Genomic DNA, 15,454 nt, shown 5'->3' on the forward strand with positions numbered 1-15,454 from the left:
CTCAGCTGCCCGTCTCGACCAACTTGAACGGCATGGTGATGAACACCGGCTTGCTCACCCCGCAGGCACCGCTGACACCCGTCGTCTGGTCTTCACCTGCCAACGTCGTCGACGTGGGGTCGGTCTGGCTGCCGTCCTCGATGACCGGGACGAACCGAAATACCTGAAGTCCCGGCGCCGCCGTGCCGTCTGGACACGGCACCCAGTTCTCGACGGTGTGCTTGACGTACCAGACGCCGCCGGTTTTGTAGATCGGTGCGCTCCAACCGAAGTTGCTGACCACGGTTCCCGTGCACTCGGTCGGGTAACTGCAGACCGTCGAGATCGTCCAGGTGCTGCGCAGGCTGTCCAGTTGGCGAAACCTGTCGTTGGTCTTGGCCCATTCGCCGTTCGACGTCGCAGTGTAGGTACCGTTGAGACCCCAGTCGTCCTCGGAGGCGTGGGCGGTAGGCGCGCATCCGGCGATGGTGAGCCCAAGCGCCAATGCAGTCGCGAATCCCGCCAGCTCCGCGATTCTCAACCCCAGCTCCTCACCAGCGACAGTTCGGTCAGAAAATCAAACTAGCGGTCGTATCGGGGCGGGCCCGACTGCCGTCCGCTCAGCGGGAGCGCTCGAGCGAACCTGTCCCGCTTGCAGGGATACCTCTGATCGAGAGCGTCTCGAATCGGTGAGGATCAGTGCACACGACCACGAGGCCGGAGACCGGAATGAAAGCCGCACTGCTTGTCATCGCGTTCATCGCCGCAGCGTTGGTGTCTCCGGTGACAGCGCAGGCCCACACCCCGTACGGCAATTTCGAACTGCACATCGACGGTCGATACGACTTCCACACGTGGTTGTGGGTGATCTCGCGTTGTGACGGTCAGTGCGTGACGGTTCGGGCGGTACCGCAGCCCATCGCGAAGGCATTCCCGTACCGGGGGACCGCGCAGTTGACCGACGGACGGTACACGCTGACGGTCGACGTACCGGATGGTTTGCGGTGCGGCAACGTCTATTACGGGCCGGTCATTCCGACCCGCGACGTCTATTCCTGGGATGCGACGACCCGGTCCGGGACACTGGAATCCTCCTTCGCGGTGGGGTGTGACGGTGCTCCCGGCGGCACCTTCACCTACCCGTTTCAGCTCGTGCGGCTGTAGCCGCCGCCTGCACTGACACCTCCTGACTCAAGTCAAGTCCATGACCGGCTGCCGACCCCTGAATGCTGTTGAACAGACGTCAATTACGCTGTAGTTGACCGATGTTGCTCGTTGGGGGCCTCGGTCTGGCGGCAAGATTATTTCTGATTCAAGTCAGTTATGGTGGGGTGCCGCGTAGGCTGACCGCCGGATCGGACCGGCCAAGTCGGGATGGAGTCGTCTGAGTGAAACCCGGGACTGTCGAGCGGGGCCGGAAGGGCCAGCAGACACGCGAGAGGCTTCTGGGTGCCGCGATCGCGGAGTTCAAGCGCGGCGGCATGGCCGCTGCCGACATCGGCGCGATCGTGTCGGCGGCCGGCGTCGCGCATGGGACGTTCTTCTTCCACTTCCCGACCAAGGAACACATCCTGCTGGAGTTGGAGACCCGCGAACAGGTGCGCATGGCCGCGGAGTTGACGCGCTACTTCCGTCAACCGCGCGACGTGCGGACCATCCTGGCCAAGGCGGTCAGCATTCTGGAGGCGCTCGAGCGCAGGCTGGGCAATCGGTTGTTCAAAGACTTTCTGGCCCTGCACTTCTCGACAACCAATCCGCCCTCAGAAGAGTGGACGGTGCACCCGGTCATCGTCGCCTTCGTCGAGGAACTGCAACGCGCGCAGCAGCGCGGCCTCATCCCCGCCCAGGTCGACGTGATGCTCAACGGGGTGTCGTTTCTGGCGGGCCTCTACGCGCTGCTGATCACGCTGCCGGAGTCGCGCGAGATCCGCCGACCCGTCATCGACGAGTACCTCACCACCTACGTGTACGGGATGCGGGCGGCATGAATTCCGGGGATACGGTGCACATATGAATTCAGTGGCGATAATCACCGGCGGTGCCGGGGGCATGGGCGTGGCGACCGCGAAGGTGGTGGGACGCGATCATGCCGTGGTGCTCTGCGACGTCAGGCAGGACCGGCTCGAGACCGCGGACGTCGCGCTGCGCGACCTCGGGATAGACCCGACCGTCGTCAATTGCGACGTCACCGACCGCGCCGCGGTCGAGTGGCTCTTCAAGACGGCCGCGGGCCTCGGCAGGATCGCCTCGGTGATCCACGCCGCAGGGGTCAGCCCCAGCATGGGCGACGCGGACTACGTCATGCGCACCAACGCGCTCGGCACGCTGAATGTCAACGAGGTCTTCTACGCCGGCGCGGGCCAGGGTGCCGCGATCGTCAACGTCGCCTCGATGGCCGCTCATCTGCTGCCCGATGAGGTGATCCCGACCAAGCAGTTCCCGCTGGCTCTGAGCGACGAGCAGACGTTCATGACCGCGATGGCCGCGGCCTGCGAGATCGTGCCCGAACAGTTGCGCTCCGGGATCGCCTACGCCGTCAGCAAGAGCTTTGTGCGCTGGTACAGCAGCGCGCAGGCCGAACGGTTCAACGGTCGCGGACTGCGCGTCGTCTCGGTGTCGCCGGGGTCGGTGGACACCGAGATGGGCCGGTTGGAGGAGAACGCCGGGGCCGGTGCGCTGGTCGCCGACGCCGCGGTGCCGCGCTGGGGCACACCGGAGGAGATGGCGGAACTGCTCGCCTTCTGCGTCAGCGACAAGGCCGGCTACCTGACCGGCACCGACATCCTCAACGACGGCGGCGTGGTCGCCTCGGTGAAGGAGCGCGCCAGGGTCTCCGAGAGCGGCTGAGCCGGGGAGGCGGGGTCCTCGCCCGCTATCTTGGGTGGCGTGACCGACGAACGCCAGGCCGTTGTGCGACCACCGGTCGATGACGCCACCCGGCGCACCTTCGGCAGGCCCGACGGGGTGGACAGCTCCTTCGCGGAGCCGGCGGATCGCACCGATCAGCGCCCCGACGCCCCGACCAACCAGGAACCGCATGCGGTGCTGGCCGCGGCGTTCCCTGCGCCACCGGCCACCGACACCGAGGCCGACCAGGACATCGAGGGTGACCAGGACACGCAGGACATCCCGGCTGCGCCGACGCCCGTCGTCGCACCGCCGCCCGAGCCCGTCGGCAAGCTGGGCGTGCGCGATGTGCTGTTCGGTAAGCGGCTGACGTGGCCGGCCCTGACGTTGCTGGGCGTCGTCGCCCTGGTACTCGGACTGATGGGCGGCTGGGTCGGCCGCAAGACCGCGGAGGTGATCGAGGCGTTCACCACGCCGAAGGTCACGATCTCCACCACCAGCGACGGCGGCCTGCCGGAGGGCAGGTTCGCGAAAGTCGCCGCCGCCATTGCCGATTCCGTCGTCACCATCGAGACGGTCAGCGACTCCAAGGGCTCGCAGGGTTCGGGGGTGGTGGTCGACGGCCGCGGCTACATCGTCACCAACAACCACGTCATCGCCGAGGCCGCCAGCAGGCCCGACCAGTTCAAGATGACGGTCATCTTCAACGACGGCACCGAAGTGGTGGCCAACGTCGTCGGCAGCGACGAGAAGACCGACCTGGCCGTGCTCAAGGTCGACGATGTCGACAACCTGACCGTCGCGCGGTTGGGCGACTCCGACAAGCTGCGCGTCGGCGACGAGGTGATCGCGGCGGGCGCCCCACTGGGTCTGCGCAGCACCGACACCCAGGGCATCGTCAGCGCACTGGACCGCGCCGTGCGGATTCCCGGCGAGGGTTCTGCGGAGATCGTCATCGACGCGGTGCAGACCGATGCGCCGATCAACCGTGGCAACTCCGGCGGTCCGCTGGTCAACATGAACGCCGAGATCATCGGCATCAACACCGCGGGCAAGTCACTGTCCGACAGCGCCAGCGGGCTGGGCTTCGCGATCCCGGTCAACGAGATGCGCCACGTCGTCCAGACACTGATCCGCGACGGCGAGATCAATCATCCGACGCTGGGATTGACCGCCGAATCGGTCAGCGACACCGCGCCGGCCGGGGCGAAGGTGACCAAGGTGAACAACGGCGGTCCCGCCGACCGCGCCGGGCTTCGGCAGGACGACGTCGTGGTCAAGGTCGGTGACCGCGTGATCGACGGGGTCGACGAGTTCGTCGTCGCGGTGCGCAAACTCCGGATCGGGCAGGACGCGTCCATCGAGGTGCTTCGCGACGGTGAGCGGGTCACGCTGACCGTGCGCCCCGAGGCGGACAAGAAGCGCTGATCAGACCTGGGCGGGCAACGGGCCGGTGATCTTCGACGGCCGGCTGAACAGCGCCATCACCAAGCAGAGCCCGGCGGCCAGGCCGAAGGCGGCCTGCACGCTGAGCGCATCGGCGGTTCCGCCCAGCACGGCCGCCGCCAACGGCCGCGAACCGAGGAAACCGACCAGCCACAGCGCCATGATCCGGCCCCGGAACTCCTCGGGCGCGCGCTCCTGCACCACCGTGCTCAAGCCCGTCATCGCCCAGCCGAAACCCAGCCCGGCCACGGCGAACCCGGCCAGCGCGAGCGTGACCGTGGGCGCACCGACGAGCACCGCACATCCTGCGCCCAGGCCCACCAGCCCGTAGGCCGACACATTCGTGGACGCCATCCGCCCGCGCATCAGCGCCAGTACCGCCATCCCGATCGCCGCACCGATGCCGTAGACCGTCGACAACGTGCCGACCAGTTGGGCGCCCCCGCCGAACTCCGCGGCCATCGACGGCGCCAGGGTGATCGACGAGTCTGAGGCGAAACCGACCGCGGCGACCGCGAGCAGGGTCAGCAGCAACGGACGGTCGCGCCAGACGTAGCGGATGGCGGCGCGGACACGGTAGTCGGCGTCGGCCAACCGGGCCGGTGGTCCGGGGAAACGCACACCGATCAGGAACAGGATGAACACGAAATGCGATGCGGCGGCGACCGCGAACGCGGTGGCCGGTCCGGAGTGCGCGGCCAGATAGGCGCCCATGGCGGGCCCGATGATGCGGCTGAAGGTCATCGGGAAACTGTTGAGCGCCATGGCCGTCGACAATTCGCCGTCACGAATCAAGCTGGGCACGATCGACTGCATCGCGGGCCCGCCCACCACGAACCCGAAACCCACCACCAGCGTTCCGAGCAGCACCGGGAGCGCGGCGGCCATGCCCTGGCCGCCCGGTTCGATGAACATCCACACCGCGATCAGGCCGGAACCGGCCACGCACAGCATCCGGCCGAACAGGATCTGCCGCAACGGGTCACCGGTGTCGGCCCATTTGCCGCTGGTCGGGCTGAGCAGCAACTGCGGTACGAACTGGGCCACCCCCACCAGGCCGACCATCAGCGCCGACCCAGTGGCGTCGAACATCACGATCGCCGCGACGATCCCGTGGGTCCACACCGCGCCGACCGAGAACATCTTGCCCCAGAACAGCGCGCCGAACACCCGGTCGAACATCAGGCCGAACGCACCGCGCGGCGGCGCGCTCGGGTTGACGGCCGGGACGTTGTTGGGGGTGCGGGTGCTGCGTGAGGTCATCGGGCCCCGACACATTCGAATCGTTCGGCCAGTCCGTCCAGCAGTGAGACGAGCGTGTCCACCTTGTCCTCGGGCCAGTCGGCGATCATCTCGGCGAGCAGTTCGCGTCGCCGGTGTGCGACCTCGGCAAGCGCGCGGCGTCCGGCGTCGGTGAGCACCAGCGTGCACCGGCGCTGGTCGTCGGCGGCGAAGGTCTTGGTCACCAGGTCGGCGGCGACGACGCCGGCCACCGAGCGGCTCGCGGTCGAATGCTCGACGGCCATGAAATCGGCCACGTCGCGGATCGACGCGCCGCCGCCGGACTGTCCACCCTGTTCCACCGCGCGAAGCACCCGCAACGTCGAGATGTTGGTCACCGGACCGTCCTGGTCGAGCACGCGGCGGCGCCAAGTCGACCGCTGCCGCACAAGCGCGATGCGCGTCAGCAGGTCGTCGAGTTGGTCGTACGGCGAGTGAACCACGATATATATGCATAGCACATACATGTATGTTCGGCGAAGTCGCCGGCTTACCTAAGGTTCGACGACGGGCCAGAACAGCGCGAAGATCCGGTTTTCCCAGTCCTTGGTGACCCGGCCCCTACGGGCCCGTTCGGCGACGTACGCACCGACTATCGCGTCGATCAGCGTCTCGGCATCGACGTCGACGTCGAAGGTCCGGTCGGCTTTGCCGCCGTCGATCACCTTCACCAGCTTTTTGCGTTGGGAGACCAGGATCTTGCGGAACAGCGCGCTGAACTCGGGATCCTCCTCGCTGAGCAGCGAGGCGAGCCCGCCGAACCCGATGCCTTCCTCCACCGTCGCGACGGCGTGGCGAATGATCCACCGCAACCGTTGCGGCGCATCGGCCTTCGTGCTGAGCGGTTCTGTGGACGTCAGCCTCGACAGCGCGGCGGACAGCATGTCTCTGCGGTCGCGGTGGCGCCGGTAGATCGTGGTCTTGGCGACGCCGGAGTCGGCCGTCACCGCCTCGACGGTCACGGCCCGCGGACCGCCGGTGCGCAGCAGGCGCAACGTCGACTCGGCGATGGCTTCCTCGACGGCCCGTCGCTGTGGCATCAACGTCTCCCTGTCGGCTCGGGGTGTCTTCCTGGGACATAATCGGCTACACTAAGCGTAGCGCTACGCTACGCGTAGCGTATTTGAGGGGCGCCCCGGCGGCCCAGCCGGGTGGCCGGCGCGCCGGATTGTGAGGTGTAAGAATGTCGGATCTCTTCAGGCGTATTTCACATCAACCGGTCCGGAGCCTGTTCATGTTCCTGTCCGCTGTGGCCTTCGTTTTGCTGGTCGTCGGATTGGCACTCAAAAGTTCGTTGGCACCCGTGGCCGGTATCGCGTTCGTGATCGCCACCATCGCCTCTATCTCGGAGTTCCGTGGCGGGCCGACGACGCACGTGACGGGCTGACCCCTTCGTCGGATCACGGCTCCTGGGCCGTACAAGGCCGTACACGTAGATGGTCAGACATGCCGGAGTTCGAAGCTTTTCGGAACTCCGGCATCGTGCTCTCTGGACAAGCGGATTGAGAGGATGACCGGATGACGATCGAGCGCCTGCACGATCCGGACCGCCGTGGATTCGCCAGCGACAACAACGCCGGGGTGCACCCCGAGGCGCTGGCCGCGATCGCCGCCGCCAACGGCGGCCACCAGCCCGCCTACGGCGCAGACCAATACACGAATCGACTGCGGGAAGTGATCTGCGCACAGTTCGGCGAGCAAGCCGAGGTGTATCCGGTCTTCAACGGCACCGGCGCCAACGTCGTCTCGCTGGCCAGCCTGCTGCCGCGGTGGGGTGCGGTCGTCACGGCATCCACCGCGCACATCCACAACGACGAGGCGGGCGCCCCGGAACGGATGGCGGGCATCAAGCTGCTCACGGTCGCCGCGCCCGACGGCAAGCTCACACCGGAGTCGGTCGCCCGCGAGGCGTGGGGCTGGGGCGACGAGCACCGCGCTCAGCCGCTGGCCGTGAGCATCACGCAGACCACCGAACTGGGCACCGTCTACACACCTGACGAGACGCGCGCGGTGGCCGAGTTCGCGCATCGGCACGGGATGGCCGTGCACATGGACGGGTCGCGGATCTGGAACGCCGCGGCCGCGCTGAACGTGTCGCTGCGTGAGCTCACCGTCGACTCGGGGGTGGACATCCTCAGCCTGGGCGGCACCAAGAACGGCCTGCTCGGCGCCGAGGCGGTGGTGGTGCTGGACCCGGCCCGCGCCACCGGGTTGACCTATCTGCGCAAGATGTCGATGCAGCTGGCCAGCAAGATGCGCTTCACCTCCGCGCAGCTGCTCGCGCTGTTCGACGACGACCTCGGGCTGCGTAACGCCGCGCACGCCAACGCGATGGCCGCGCGGCTGCGGTCGGCGCTGGAGGAAGGCATCGCGGCTGGTCGACTGCCGGGGCTGGAGTTGAGCAGGCCCAGCCCCGCCAACGCGGTCTTCGCGGCGCTGCCGACCGCCGCCGCCGACCACATCCGCGCACGGGTGCGCTTCTACGACTGGGACCGCACGCGCGGCGAGGTGCGCTGGATGACCGCCTGGGACACCACCGAGGCCGACGTCGACGGCTTCGTCGCGGCGGTCTCCGACGCGCTGGCCCGCCGCTGAGCCCGTACCCTTTTGTGGTGTCCAGCGTCGCGTCGGTGAACATCGCCCGGCAGTACTCCGACGGTCCGAACGGACCCACCGGCTTCGACAAGCGTGCGACCGCCGAACCGGTCGCGGTGCGCGCCCCCGGCGGCAAACGCGACGGGCTGGGCAGCGGGCTGACCGGCGACCTGATCGGCAATCGCAAGTATCACGGCGGTGACGACCAAGCCGTATATGCCTACGCGCGTGAGGATCTGGACCGGTGGGAGCACGCCCTGGACCGCCCGCTGGACAACGGCATGTTCGGCGAGAACCTGACCACCGTCGGCGTCGACGTGACCGGCGCGGTGATCGGTGAACGCTGGCGGATCGGGTCGGGCGGATTGCTGCTCGAGGTGTCGCGCCCGCGTACGCCGTGCCGGACCTTCACCACCTTCCTCGGTATCCGCGGCTGGATGAAGACGTTCACCCGCGCCGCCGTGCCGGGCGCCTACCTGCGGGTGATCACGCCGGGCACCGTGCGTGCGGGCGATCCGGTGCACGTCGTGGACCGTCCCGAGCACGGCGTCACCATCGGCACGGTGTTTCGCGCGATGATGACCGAACCCGAACTGCTGCACGACATCCTGGCCGCCGAAGCGCTGGCCGCAGAGGTCAAGGCGCTGGCCCGCAAACGGCTGGCGGGCTGAGATCGGCTCGACGCTATGGTCGACCCGTGACCATCTCCTATGACGAGGCGCTGCGGGATCAGGTGCGGGCGCGGTTGGCCGCCCACGACCGCCGCGCGGTGACCGACCCGACCAAGCGGCACGCCGCGGTGGCCGTGGTGCTCGTCGACTCCGAAGTCGGCGAGGACAGGGTGGACCCGGCGCCCGTCGACGACTGGATCGACGGCCGCCCCATGCCCGAGCCCGGGCTGGACGGCCGGATGGTCGACGTGTCCGGCGGGGCGGCGTTCTTCCTGTGCCGCAGGGCATCCCGACTCAGCTCGCACGCCGCGCAATGGGCGCTGCCCGGCGGCCGGTTGGACCCGGGCGAGACCGTGGTCGACGCCGCGCTGCGCGAATTGCACGAGGAGGTCGGTGTGGACCTGCCCGGCGCGTCGGTGCTGGGCCTGCTCGACGACTATCCGACGCGGTCGGGCTACGTCATCACCCCGGTGGTGATCTGGGGTGGTGGCCGCCTGGCACCGCAGCCGTCACCCGATGAGGTGGTGGCGGTCTACCGGGTGGGGCTGCACCAATTGCGGCGCGAGGATTCGCCACGGTTCGTCACCATCCCGGAGAGCCCGCGTCCGGTCGTGCAGATCCCGCTGGGCAACGACCTGATCCACGCGCCGACGGGCGCGGTGCTGCTGCAACTACGCTGGCTGTGTCTCGACGGCCGCCACGACCCGGTCGACCAACTCGAACAACCGGTGTTCGCGTGGAAGTAGACGGGCCGCCATCTAGCGTTTAGGACCGCATGTTCTTCGTCATTCTCAGTGCGGTCCTGGGCCTGATCCATCTGTACCTGTGGAAGCGGCTGGTCAAAGACACCACCGGACCGGGCCGCACCAGACGCTGGATGACCGCGGCGCTGCTCGGGCTGCTGGTGCTGCTGTTCGCGGCGCTGCTGGGCCCGCGCGTGGTCGGCGTGCCCGAGTCGAGGTGGTTCGCCTGGCCGGGCTATCTGTGGTTCGGCGTGGCCGCCTATCTGTTCTTGATCCTGGTCGCGCTCGAACCGGTGCGGCTGGTGTTGCGGTTCTGGCCGTCCCGCCGGCCGGCGAAGCCCGCCGACCCGCAGCCGCTGAACCGGCGGCTGTTTCTGGCCCGCGCCGGCGCGGTGGCCGCGGGCGCCGCCTCGGTGACCCTGGTCGGCGTCGGCACGGCCACCGCATTGGGCCCGCCCGACCTGCTGCGGGTGCCGGTGCGGCTTCGTCGACTCGACCCGTCGCTGGGCGGGTTTCGGATCGCGGTGGTGTCCGACATCCATCTGGGGCCGCTGGTCGGGCGCGCCCATATCGAACGGATCGTCTCGATGGTCAACGAGGCCGAGCCCGACCTCGTCGCGATCGTCGGCGACCTGGTGGACGGGACCGTCGAAGAGCTGAGATCCGCAGCAGAACCGTTGCGGGACTTGGTCTCTGGTGAGGGTACGTTCTTCGTCACCGGAAACCACGAGTACTTCGTGGCGGACCCACCGTCGTGGCTGCGTGAACTCGACCGGCTCGGCGTGCACACGCTGCGCAACGAGCACACGGTGATCCGCCGCGGCGCGGGCGCATTCGACCTGGCGGGCGTCAACGACGTCGTCGGTGAGCGACGCGACGATCCGCCCGACTTCGACCGGGCACTGGCCGGGACCGACGACCGCCGGCCCACGATCCTGCCAGGCCGCCGCCCGCGGGGTGGACCTGCAGCTGTCCGGGCACACCCACGGCGGCCAGATGTGGCCGTTTCACTACCTCGTGCGCGCCGAACAACCGGCGCTGGCCGGGCTGTCCACGGTCGGGGACACGCAGTTGTACGTCACCAGGGGTGCCGGCTTCTGGGGCCCGCCGGCCCGGATCGGCGCGCGTCCCGACATCACCGTGGTGACGTTGCAGCCGGACAACTAGACGGTGTTCGCCGAAAGTACGGTTGCTGACGAAAATCGGCCGAAATCCATCAGAAACCGTACTTTCGCGGCTGCGTGCGAGCTAGTCCCGCCGCAGCAGGAACTCGACCAGCACCGCCGTCATCTGCGGGATCGCCCAGCGCGCGATGACCTCGAAGCCGTGGGTGCTCAACGTCGGTAGGCACAACAGCCCCGCCCGCGGGCTCAGGCCACCGGCTTTGGCGTGCGACGCGTCGGATTCGAACGCGCCGAGAACGGCGGGTTGCGCTGACAGCCCGAGTTCGGCCGCGACGTCCATCAGCCGGTCCGCCACCGATTTGTCGTAGACGGCCTCGGCGTCGCTGTACGCCACGATGGGGCCGCCGCCCGACGACGTGCCGTACTCGGCCTCGGCGGGTCCGACCTCCAGCGCCAACGTCAGGTCACCGGGCAGGGTGCGACTGGCGTAGGCGCCGCCGATGCCCGCGATCTCCTCGTTGGTGGTGAACACCAGATACAGATCGCCCGCCGGCCGCCGCTCATGCTCTTTCAGCGTGCGCGCCGTCTCGAGAAGCGCGGTGACCGCGGCGCGGTCGTCCATGAAGTAGCAGCCGAAGTAGTCGTCGCCGACCTCGATGAGGCTGCGTTTGCTGCGATGGATGCACGCCCGGGTGCCCGGCCGCACCCCGGCGGCGGCGAGTTCGTCGGCAGTATGGCCGGTGAAGACGTAGACGTGCAGCCAGTCCAGCGCCTTGTCGCCCTGGTCGGGTTTGGTCTCCCAGATCCGCTGGCTCTCCTTGGTGGTGTGCTCCGAACCCAGCGTGAGCACACCGCACAGTTCGGTGCGATCGCCGAGCACCGCGACCGGTCCGAGGCCGAAGTTACCCGGATACATCGTGCCCAGCGGCGTCATGTGCAGGGTGCCGTCCCCGTCGATGCGTTTGACCAGCATCGACAACTCGTCCAGGTGCGCCATCACGCGGGTGGCCGCCGCGTCCCCGTCGCCGCGGATCAGGCCGACGAGATTGCCCGCCGGATCCACCCACACCTCGTCGACGTGCGGTTCGAGTTCCCGGCGGCAGATGTCGCGCACCGCGTCCTCCTGCCCGCACGGCCCGTAGGTCGACAACAGTTCCTGCAGCAGTTCGCGGGGAAAATCCAAGGGAGTGCTCATAGCTCCCCTTTACCCAGATGTCCCCGTGGACCACCGGTCGCCGGCCGTGACTACGGGTTTTCAATGGTCCCCCACGCGAGTTGTGCGGCCAGTCTGATCTCGAAGGCAGCCCGCCCGGGCTCCCGCAAGCCCGATCTCCTGGAGGTTCACCCATGACGGCCGTCCTCGGCGCGACGGAACCCGACACCGACCGCGCCGCGCGATTCGCCTGCGAAGCCGCGCCGTTTCTGGCCGCCCTGTCCGGAAAGGCGCGGCGGCTGACCCGCAACCAGGCCGATGCCGAAGATCTGCTGCAGGACGCGCTGATGCACGCATACGTCGGGTTCGACGCCTTCGCCGACGGGACCAATCTCAAGGCCTGGCTGTTTCGGATCCTCTACAACCGGTGGGTCAGCGGCCACCGCGCCCGGCAGCGCCGTCCCGCCGAAGTCTGCGTGGACGAGGTCACCGAGCACGACCTCGCCGACAGCGCCGCACGGTCGCCCAGGGGGTTGCGATCCGCGGAGTCAGAGGCCCTGGACGCGTTGGGCGACAACGAGATCAGGGCGGCCATGTCGACGCTGCCGGAGGGTTTCCGGATCGCGTTGTACTACACCGACATCCAGGGCTACACCTATGCGGAGACCGCCGAGTTGATGCGCATCCCGATGGGCACGGTGATGTCGCGGGTGGCGCGTGCGCGCAAGCGGTTGCGCCTCGCGTTGGCCCACCGCGCCCGCGGCGGCGCACACCTGATCCCGGCGCACACGGCGTAGGGCGCGGGATTACTGCTGCGGTGGGGCCGGCGCCGCCAGCGGGGTACACAACCCCGTATTGCTGTCCAGGTACTTGCCCTCTATGCAGAACGGTGCGCACCCGTAGATGACGCCGGTCTGTCCCGGCGGGCAGCAGCAGTTGCCGGGCTGGGCCACGGCGGTGATGGTCACGGCGGGCAGCGCCGCCAGCGACATCGCCACCGCGAGCGTGGCCGCCGCGAAGCCCCGTCGCAGTGAGTGGGTCATGGTCGGCAGTTTAGGTGGTGGATCACGTTCCGCAGAAGGTTTGGTATCTGCCGAAGTCGACCGGTGCGGGTTCGGCGTAGCGTTCCAGGCCGCGACGCTCGTCGTAGGGCGCGCTGACCGCCTCCAGCAGACGGTGCAGCGGTGCGAGGTCTCCGTCGGTGGCGGCGGCCAGCGCCTCCTCGACCAGATGGTTACGCGGGATGTAGACGGGGTTGACGCGGTCCATCGCGTCGGGATCCGGGTCCAGCGCGCGCCACCGGGCGAGCCATTCGTCGAACGCCGCGGGATCGACGAACATGCCGCGCGCCGGGCCGGTGTCACCGCGCGCGGCGGTCGCGAGGTGGCGGAAAAACGAGGTGAAGTCGACATGGCTTTCGGCGAGCAGCGTGACCATGTCGTTCATCAGCCGCGTCGAGACCTGCTCGGGCACCGTGGCGCCGAGGCCCAGCTTGGCCCGCATACCCGACGTCAACTCGGCCTGGAACAGCTCGCCGAACCCGGCGAGGGTTTCCTCGGCGAGGGCGATCGCGCGGTCCTGATCGTCGGCGATCAGCGGGAGCAGCGTCTCGGCGAACCGGGCCAGGTTCCAGCCCGCGATCGCCGGCTGATTGCCGTAGGCGTAGCGCCCCCAGGAGTCGATCGAGCTGAACACCGTCTCCGGGTGGTAGGCCTCCATGAACGCGCACGGCCCGTAGTCGATGGTCTCCCCGGAGATCGTCATGTTGTCGGTGTTCATCACGCCGTGCACGAAGCCGACCAGCATCCACCGTGCCACCAGCGCCGCCTGCACCGACATCACCGCCTCGAGCAGGGCCAGATAGCGGTTGTCGGCGGTCGCGGCGCGGGGATGGTGGCGGGCGATCGCGTGGTCGGCGAGGCGCCGCAACACTCCCCTGGCAAGCTGTGGGCCCACGAGATCACCGTCGGGCGCGGCGTTTCGGGCGTACTGGAAGGTGCCGACCCGCAGGTGGCTGGCGGCGACCCGGGCCAGCACCGCCCCGGGCAGCGCCGTTTCGCGCTGCACCTCGCGGCCGGTGGCCACCACGGCAAGCGACCGGGTGGTGGGGACGCCCATCGCGTGCATGGCCTCGCTGACGATGTACTCGCGCAGCATCGGGCCGACCGCGGCCAGCCCGTCGCCGCCCCTGGCGAACGGCGTCGGCCCGGACCCTTTGAGATGCAGGTCCCGCACGGCCCCGTCGGCCGTCGTCAGTTCGCCGAGCAACAACGCCCGACCGTCCCCGAGCCGGGGAACGTAGCCGCCGAACTGGTGCCCGGCGTAGGCCTGGGCGACCGGGGTCGCGCCATCCGGCACCCGGGCGCCGACCAGAAACTGCAGCCCCTCGGCGCTGCGCAGCCAGTCGGCGTCGAGGCCGAGATCGGTGGCCAGCTGTCCGTTGAGCACGAGCAACCTGGGCGCCGGCGCCTGCTCGACCCGCCAGCGCACGCCCAGCTCCGGCAGTTCGCGGGCGAAGCGGTCGTCGAGGACGACCGAGGTGTCCGATGCCGCGCCGATGTCGCTGCTCACCTCACCAGACTACGGAGCGCCACCTGCGCGGTCTGTATGGTGAGGCATTCCGGCAAAGCGGCTGCGGTCACGTCGATGTGCCGCGCCGAGGCAGTTTCGTCCGACTAGGAGCTTTTCGGTGACCCTCAAAACCATCGCGCTCGAACTCGTGCCGCCCAACCTGGACCGGGGCCGGGAGCAGGCGTTGCAGGAAGCCGAGAAGGTGCTGCGGTGTTCGGCGGAAGTGGGCCTGCAGGACCGCATCCGGCACGTGATGATCCCCGGCATGATCGAGGAGGACGACGACCGTCCCGTCGAGATGAAGCCGAAGATGGACGTGCTGGATTTCTGGTCGGCCATCGGGCCCGAGCTGGCCGGCGTCCAGGGGCTGTGCACCCAGGTCACCTCGTTCCTCGACGAGGAGGCGCTGCGCAGGCGGCTCACCGACCTGTCGGCCGCGGGCTTCGAGGGCATCGCATTCGTCGGGGTGCCCCGCACGATGAAGGACGGCGAAGGCGGTGGCGTGGCACCGACCGATGCGCTGTCGAAGTACAGCGACGTGGTGACCAACCGCGGCGCGATCCTGATCCCCACCCGCGAGGGTGAGCACGGTCGGTTCAAGTTCAAGTGCGAACAGGGCGCCACCTACGGCATGACCCAGTTGCTCTACTCCGACGCGATCGTCGGCTTCCTCCGCGAGTTCGCCGAGGGCACCGATCAGCGCCCGGAGATCCTGCTGTCGTTCGGCTTCGTGCCGAAGATGGAAGCCAATGTCGGCCTGATCAACTGGCTGATCCAGGATCCGGGCAACGCCGCGGTCGCCGAGGAGCAGGCCTTCGTCAAGCGGCTGGCGGGCACCGAGCCGGCCGAGAAGCGCCGGCTGATGCTCGACCTGTACAAGCGGGTCATCGACGGGGTCGCCGACCTCGGCTTCCCGTTGAGCATCCATCTCGAGGCCACCTACGGGGTGTCCACCCCGGCGTTCGAGACGTTCGCCGACATGCTCGCCTACTGGTCGCCTGACCAGGCCTAAGGGCGTTTGGTGCCCCCAGCGGGGGGAACCCG

17 protein-coding genes and 1 pseudogene are annotated in these 15,454 nt (G+C 68.6%); 11 read left to right on the plus strand and 7 right to left on the minus strand.

Going from position 1 to position 15,454, the window contains the following annotated elements:
• Position 1: 1 nt before the first annotated feature.
• A complete protein-coding gene (locus tag ABQE89_RS09045) occupies positions 2-520 on the minus strand; it encodes an Rv2253/PknI dimerization domain-containing protein (RefSeq protein ID WP_448415980.1) in 519 nt (172 codons plus the stop codon).
• Between the two features lie 188 nt (positions 521-708).
• On the opposite strand from ABQE89_RS09045, the gene ABQE89_RS09050 reads away from it, so the two are divergent.
• The 4 genes from ABQE89_RS09050 to ABQE89_RS09065 all read left to right on the plus strand — a co-directional run bounded on the left by ABQE89_RS09050 (position 709) and on the right by ABQE89_RS09065 (position 4,254).
• Positions 709-1,143, plus strand: a complete 435-nt coding sequence (locus ABQE89_RS09050) for a hypothetical protein (RefSeq protein ID WP_448415981.1) — start codon at positions 709-711, stop codon at positions 1,141-1,143.
• A gap of 224 nt (positions 1,144-1,367) precedes the next feature.
• A complete protein-coding gene (locus tag ABQE89_RS09055; RefSeq protein ID WP_448415982.1) occupies positions 1,368-1,967 on the plus strand; it encodes a TetR/AcrR family transcriptional regulator in 600 nt (199 codons plus the stop codon).
• A 22-nt stretch (positions 1,968-1,989) separates the two neighbouring features.
• Positions 1,990-2,826 carry an SDR family oxidoreductase gene (locus ABQE89_RS09060; protein WP_448415983.1) on the plus strand — a complete coding sequence of 279 codons (837 nt, stop codon included), beginning with the start codon at positions 1,990-1,992 and terminating at the stop codon, positions 2,824-2,826.
• Positions 2,827-2,865: 39 nt separating this feature from the next.
• Positions 2,866-4,254, plus strand: coding sequence for a S1C family serine protease (locus ABQE89_RS09065; protein ID WP_448415984.1), 1,389 nt, complete (start codon positions 2,866-2,868; stop codon positions 4,252-4,254).
• Here the strand turns inward: ABQE89_RS09065 and ABQE89_RS09070 are convergent, their stop codons facing one another.
• From ABQE89_RS09070 to ABQE89_RS09080, 3 genes are read right to left on the minus strand one after another with little or no spacing between them, the layout of a single operon-like run.
• On the minus strand, positions 4,255-5,535 hold the full coding sequence (locus tag ABQE89_RS09070) for an MFS transporter (protein ID WP_448415986.1): 1,281 nt from the start codon (positions 5,533-5,535) through the stop codon (positions 4,255-4,257).
• Positions 5,532-6,020 (minus strand): MarR family winged helix-turn-helix transcriptional regulator, encoded by a 489-nt coding sequence (locus ABQE89_RS09075; protein ID WP_448415987.1) that lies wholly within the window; start codon positions 6,018-6,020, stop codon positions 5,532-5,534. Before ABQE89_RS09075 ends, ABQE89_RS09070 begins: the two co-directional genes overlap by 4 nt.
• A gap of 27 nt (positions 6,021-6,047) precedes the next feature.
• Positions 6,048-6,593: a TetR/AcrR family transcriptional regulator gene (locus ABQE89_RS09080; protein WP_448415988.1), complete on the minus strand. Its 546-nt coding sequence runs from the start codon at positions 6,591-6,593 to the stop codon at positions 6,048-6,050.
• A 143-nt stretch (positions 6,594-6,736) separates the two neighbouring features.
• On the opposite strand from ABQE89_RS09080, the gene ABQE89_RS09085 reads away from it, so the two are divergent.
• The 5 genes and pseudogenes from ABQE89_RS09085 to ABQE89_RS09105 all read left to right on the plus strand — a co-directional run bounded on the left by ABQE89_RS09085 (position 6,737) and on the right by ABQE89_RS09105 (position 10,729).
• Complete coding sequence (locus ABQE89_RS09085) at positions 6,737-6,940, plus strand: hypothetical protein (RefSeq protein WP_448415989.1); 204 nt, start codon at positions 6,737-6,739, stop codon at positions 6,938-6,940.
• 131 nt (positions 6,941-7,071) lie between these two features.
• Positions 7,072-8,148, plus strand: coding sequence for a threonine aldolase family protein (locus ABQE89_RS09090; protein ID WP_448415990.1), 1,077 nt, complete (start codon positions 7,072-7,074; stop codon positions 8,146-8,148).
• A 17-nt stretch (positions 8,149-8,165) separates the two neighbouring features.
• Entirely contained in the window at positions 8,166-8,819 is a 654-nt protein-coding gene (locus ABQE89_RS09095; protein ID WP_448415992.1) for an MOSC domain-containing protein, read from the plus strand.
• A gap of 26 nt (positions 8,820-8,845) precedes the next feature.
• Positions 8,846-9,565, plus strand: a complete 720-nt coding sequence (locus ABQE89_RS09100) for an NUDIX hydrolase (RefSeq protein WP_448415993.1) — start codon at positions 8,846-8,848, stop codon at positions 9,563-9,565.
• 29 nt (positions 9,566-9,594) lie between these two features.
• A pseudogene (locus ABQE89_RS09105) lies at positions 9,595-10,729 on the plus strand (metallophosphoesterase).
• An 81-nt stretch (positions 10,730-10,810) separates the two neighbouring features.
• On the opposite strand, the gene ABQE89_RS09110 reads toward ABQE89_RS09105, so the two are convergent.
• Complete coding sequence (locus tag ABQE89_RS09110) at positions 10,811-11,881, minus strand: M42 family metallopeptidase (protein ID WP_448415994.1); 1,071 nt, start codon at positions 11,879-11,881, stop codon at positions 10,811-10,813.
• 152 nt (positions 11,882-12,033) lie between these two features.
• Between ABQE89_RS09110 and ABQE89_RS09115 the strand changes: the two genes are divergently transcribed.
• Entirely contained in the window at positions 12,034-12,636 is a 603-nt protein-coding gene (locus ABQE89_RS09115) for a sigma-70 family RNA polymerase sigma factor (protein WP_448415995.1), read from the plus strand.
• A 9-nt stretch (positions 12,637-12,645) separates the two neighbouring features.
• Here ABQE89_RS09115 and ABQE89_RS09120 read toward each other — a convergent pair whose 3' ends face one another.
• Positions 12,646-12,882 carry a hypothetical protein gene (locus ABQE89_RS09120; protein ID WP_448415996.1) on the minus strand — a complete coding sequence of 79 codons (237 nt, stop codon included), beginning with the start codon at positions 12,880-12,882 and terminating at the stop codon, positions 12,646-12,648.
• A gap of 22 nt (positions 12,883-12,904) precedes the next feature.
• Positions 12,905-14,398: a protein adenylyltransferase SelO gene (locus tag ABQE89_RS09125; protein WP_448416159.1), complete on the minus strand. Its 1,494-nt coding sequence runs from the start codon at positions 14,396-14,398 to the stop codon at positions 12,905-12,907.
• Between the two features lie 130 nt (positions 14,399-14,528).
• On the opposite strand from ABQE89_RS09125, the gene ABQE89_RS09130 reads away from it, so the two are divergent.
• Positions 14,529-15,422 carry a mycobacterial-type methylenetetrahydrofolate reductase gene (locus ABQE89_RS09130; RefSeq protein ID WP_448415997.1) on the plus strand — a complete coding sequence of 298 codons (894 nt, stop codon included), beginning with the start codon at positions 14,529-14,531 and terminating at the stop codon, positions 15,420-15,422.
• The last annotated feature ends 32 nt before the right edge of the window (positions 15,423-15,454 follow it).

Source organism: Mycolicibacterium sp. XJ1819 (genome assembly GCF_053483675.1).

Bases quoted from the DNA above. Each gene is read 5' to 3' on its own strand.
- ABQE89_RS09050 (WP_448415981.1), top strand. From the start codon at position 709: ATGAAAGCCGCACTGCTTGTCATCGCGTTCATCGCCGCAGCGTTGGTG.
- ABQE89_RS09080 (WP_448415988.1), bottom strand. From the start codon at position 6,593: ATGCCACAGCGACGGGCCGTCGAGGAAGCCATCGCCGAGTCGACGTTG.
- ABQE89_RS09120 (WP_448415996.1), bottom strand. From the start codon at position 12,882: ATGACCCACTCACTGCGACGGGGCTTCGCGGCGGCCACGCTCGCGGTG.
- ABQE89_RS09090 (WP_448415990.1), top strand. From the start codon at position 7,072: ATGACGATCGAGCGCCTGCACGATCCGGACCGCCGTGGATTCGCCAGC.
- ABQE89_RS09115 (WP_448415995.1), top strand. From the start codon at position 12,034: ATGACGGCCGTCCTCGGCGCGACGGAACCCGACACCGACCGCGCCGCG.
- ABQE89_RS09075 (WP_448415987.1), bottom strand. From the start codon at position 6,020: ATGTATGTGCTATGCATATATATCGTGGTTCACTCGCCGTACGACCAA.
- ABQE89_RS09060 (WP_448415983.1), top strand. From the start codon at position 1,990: ATGAATTCAGTGGCGATAATCACCGGCGGTGCCGGGGGCATGGGCGTG.
- ABQE89_RS09070 (WP_448415986.1), bottom strand. From the start codon at position 5,535: ATGACCTCACGCAGCACCCGCACCCCCAACAACGTCCCGGCCGTCAAC.
- ABQE89_RS09110 (WP_448415994.1), bottom strand. From the start codon at position 11,881: ATGAGCACTCCCTTGGATTTTCCCCGCGAACTGCTGCAGGAACTGTTG.
- ABQE89_RS09085 (WP_448415989.1), top strand. From the start codon at position 6,737: ATGTCGGATCTCTTCAGGCGTATTTCACATCAACCGGTCCGGAGCCTG.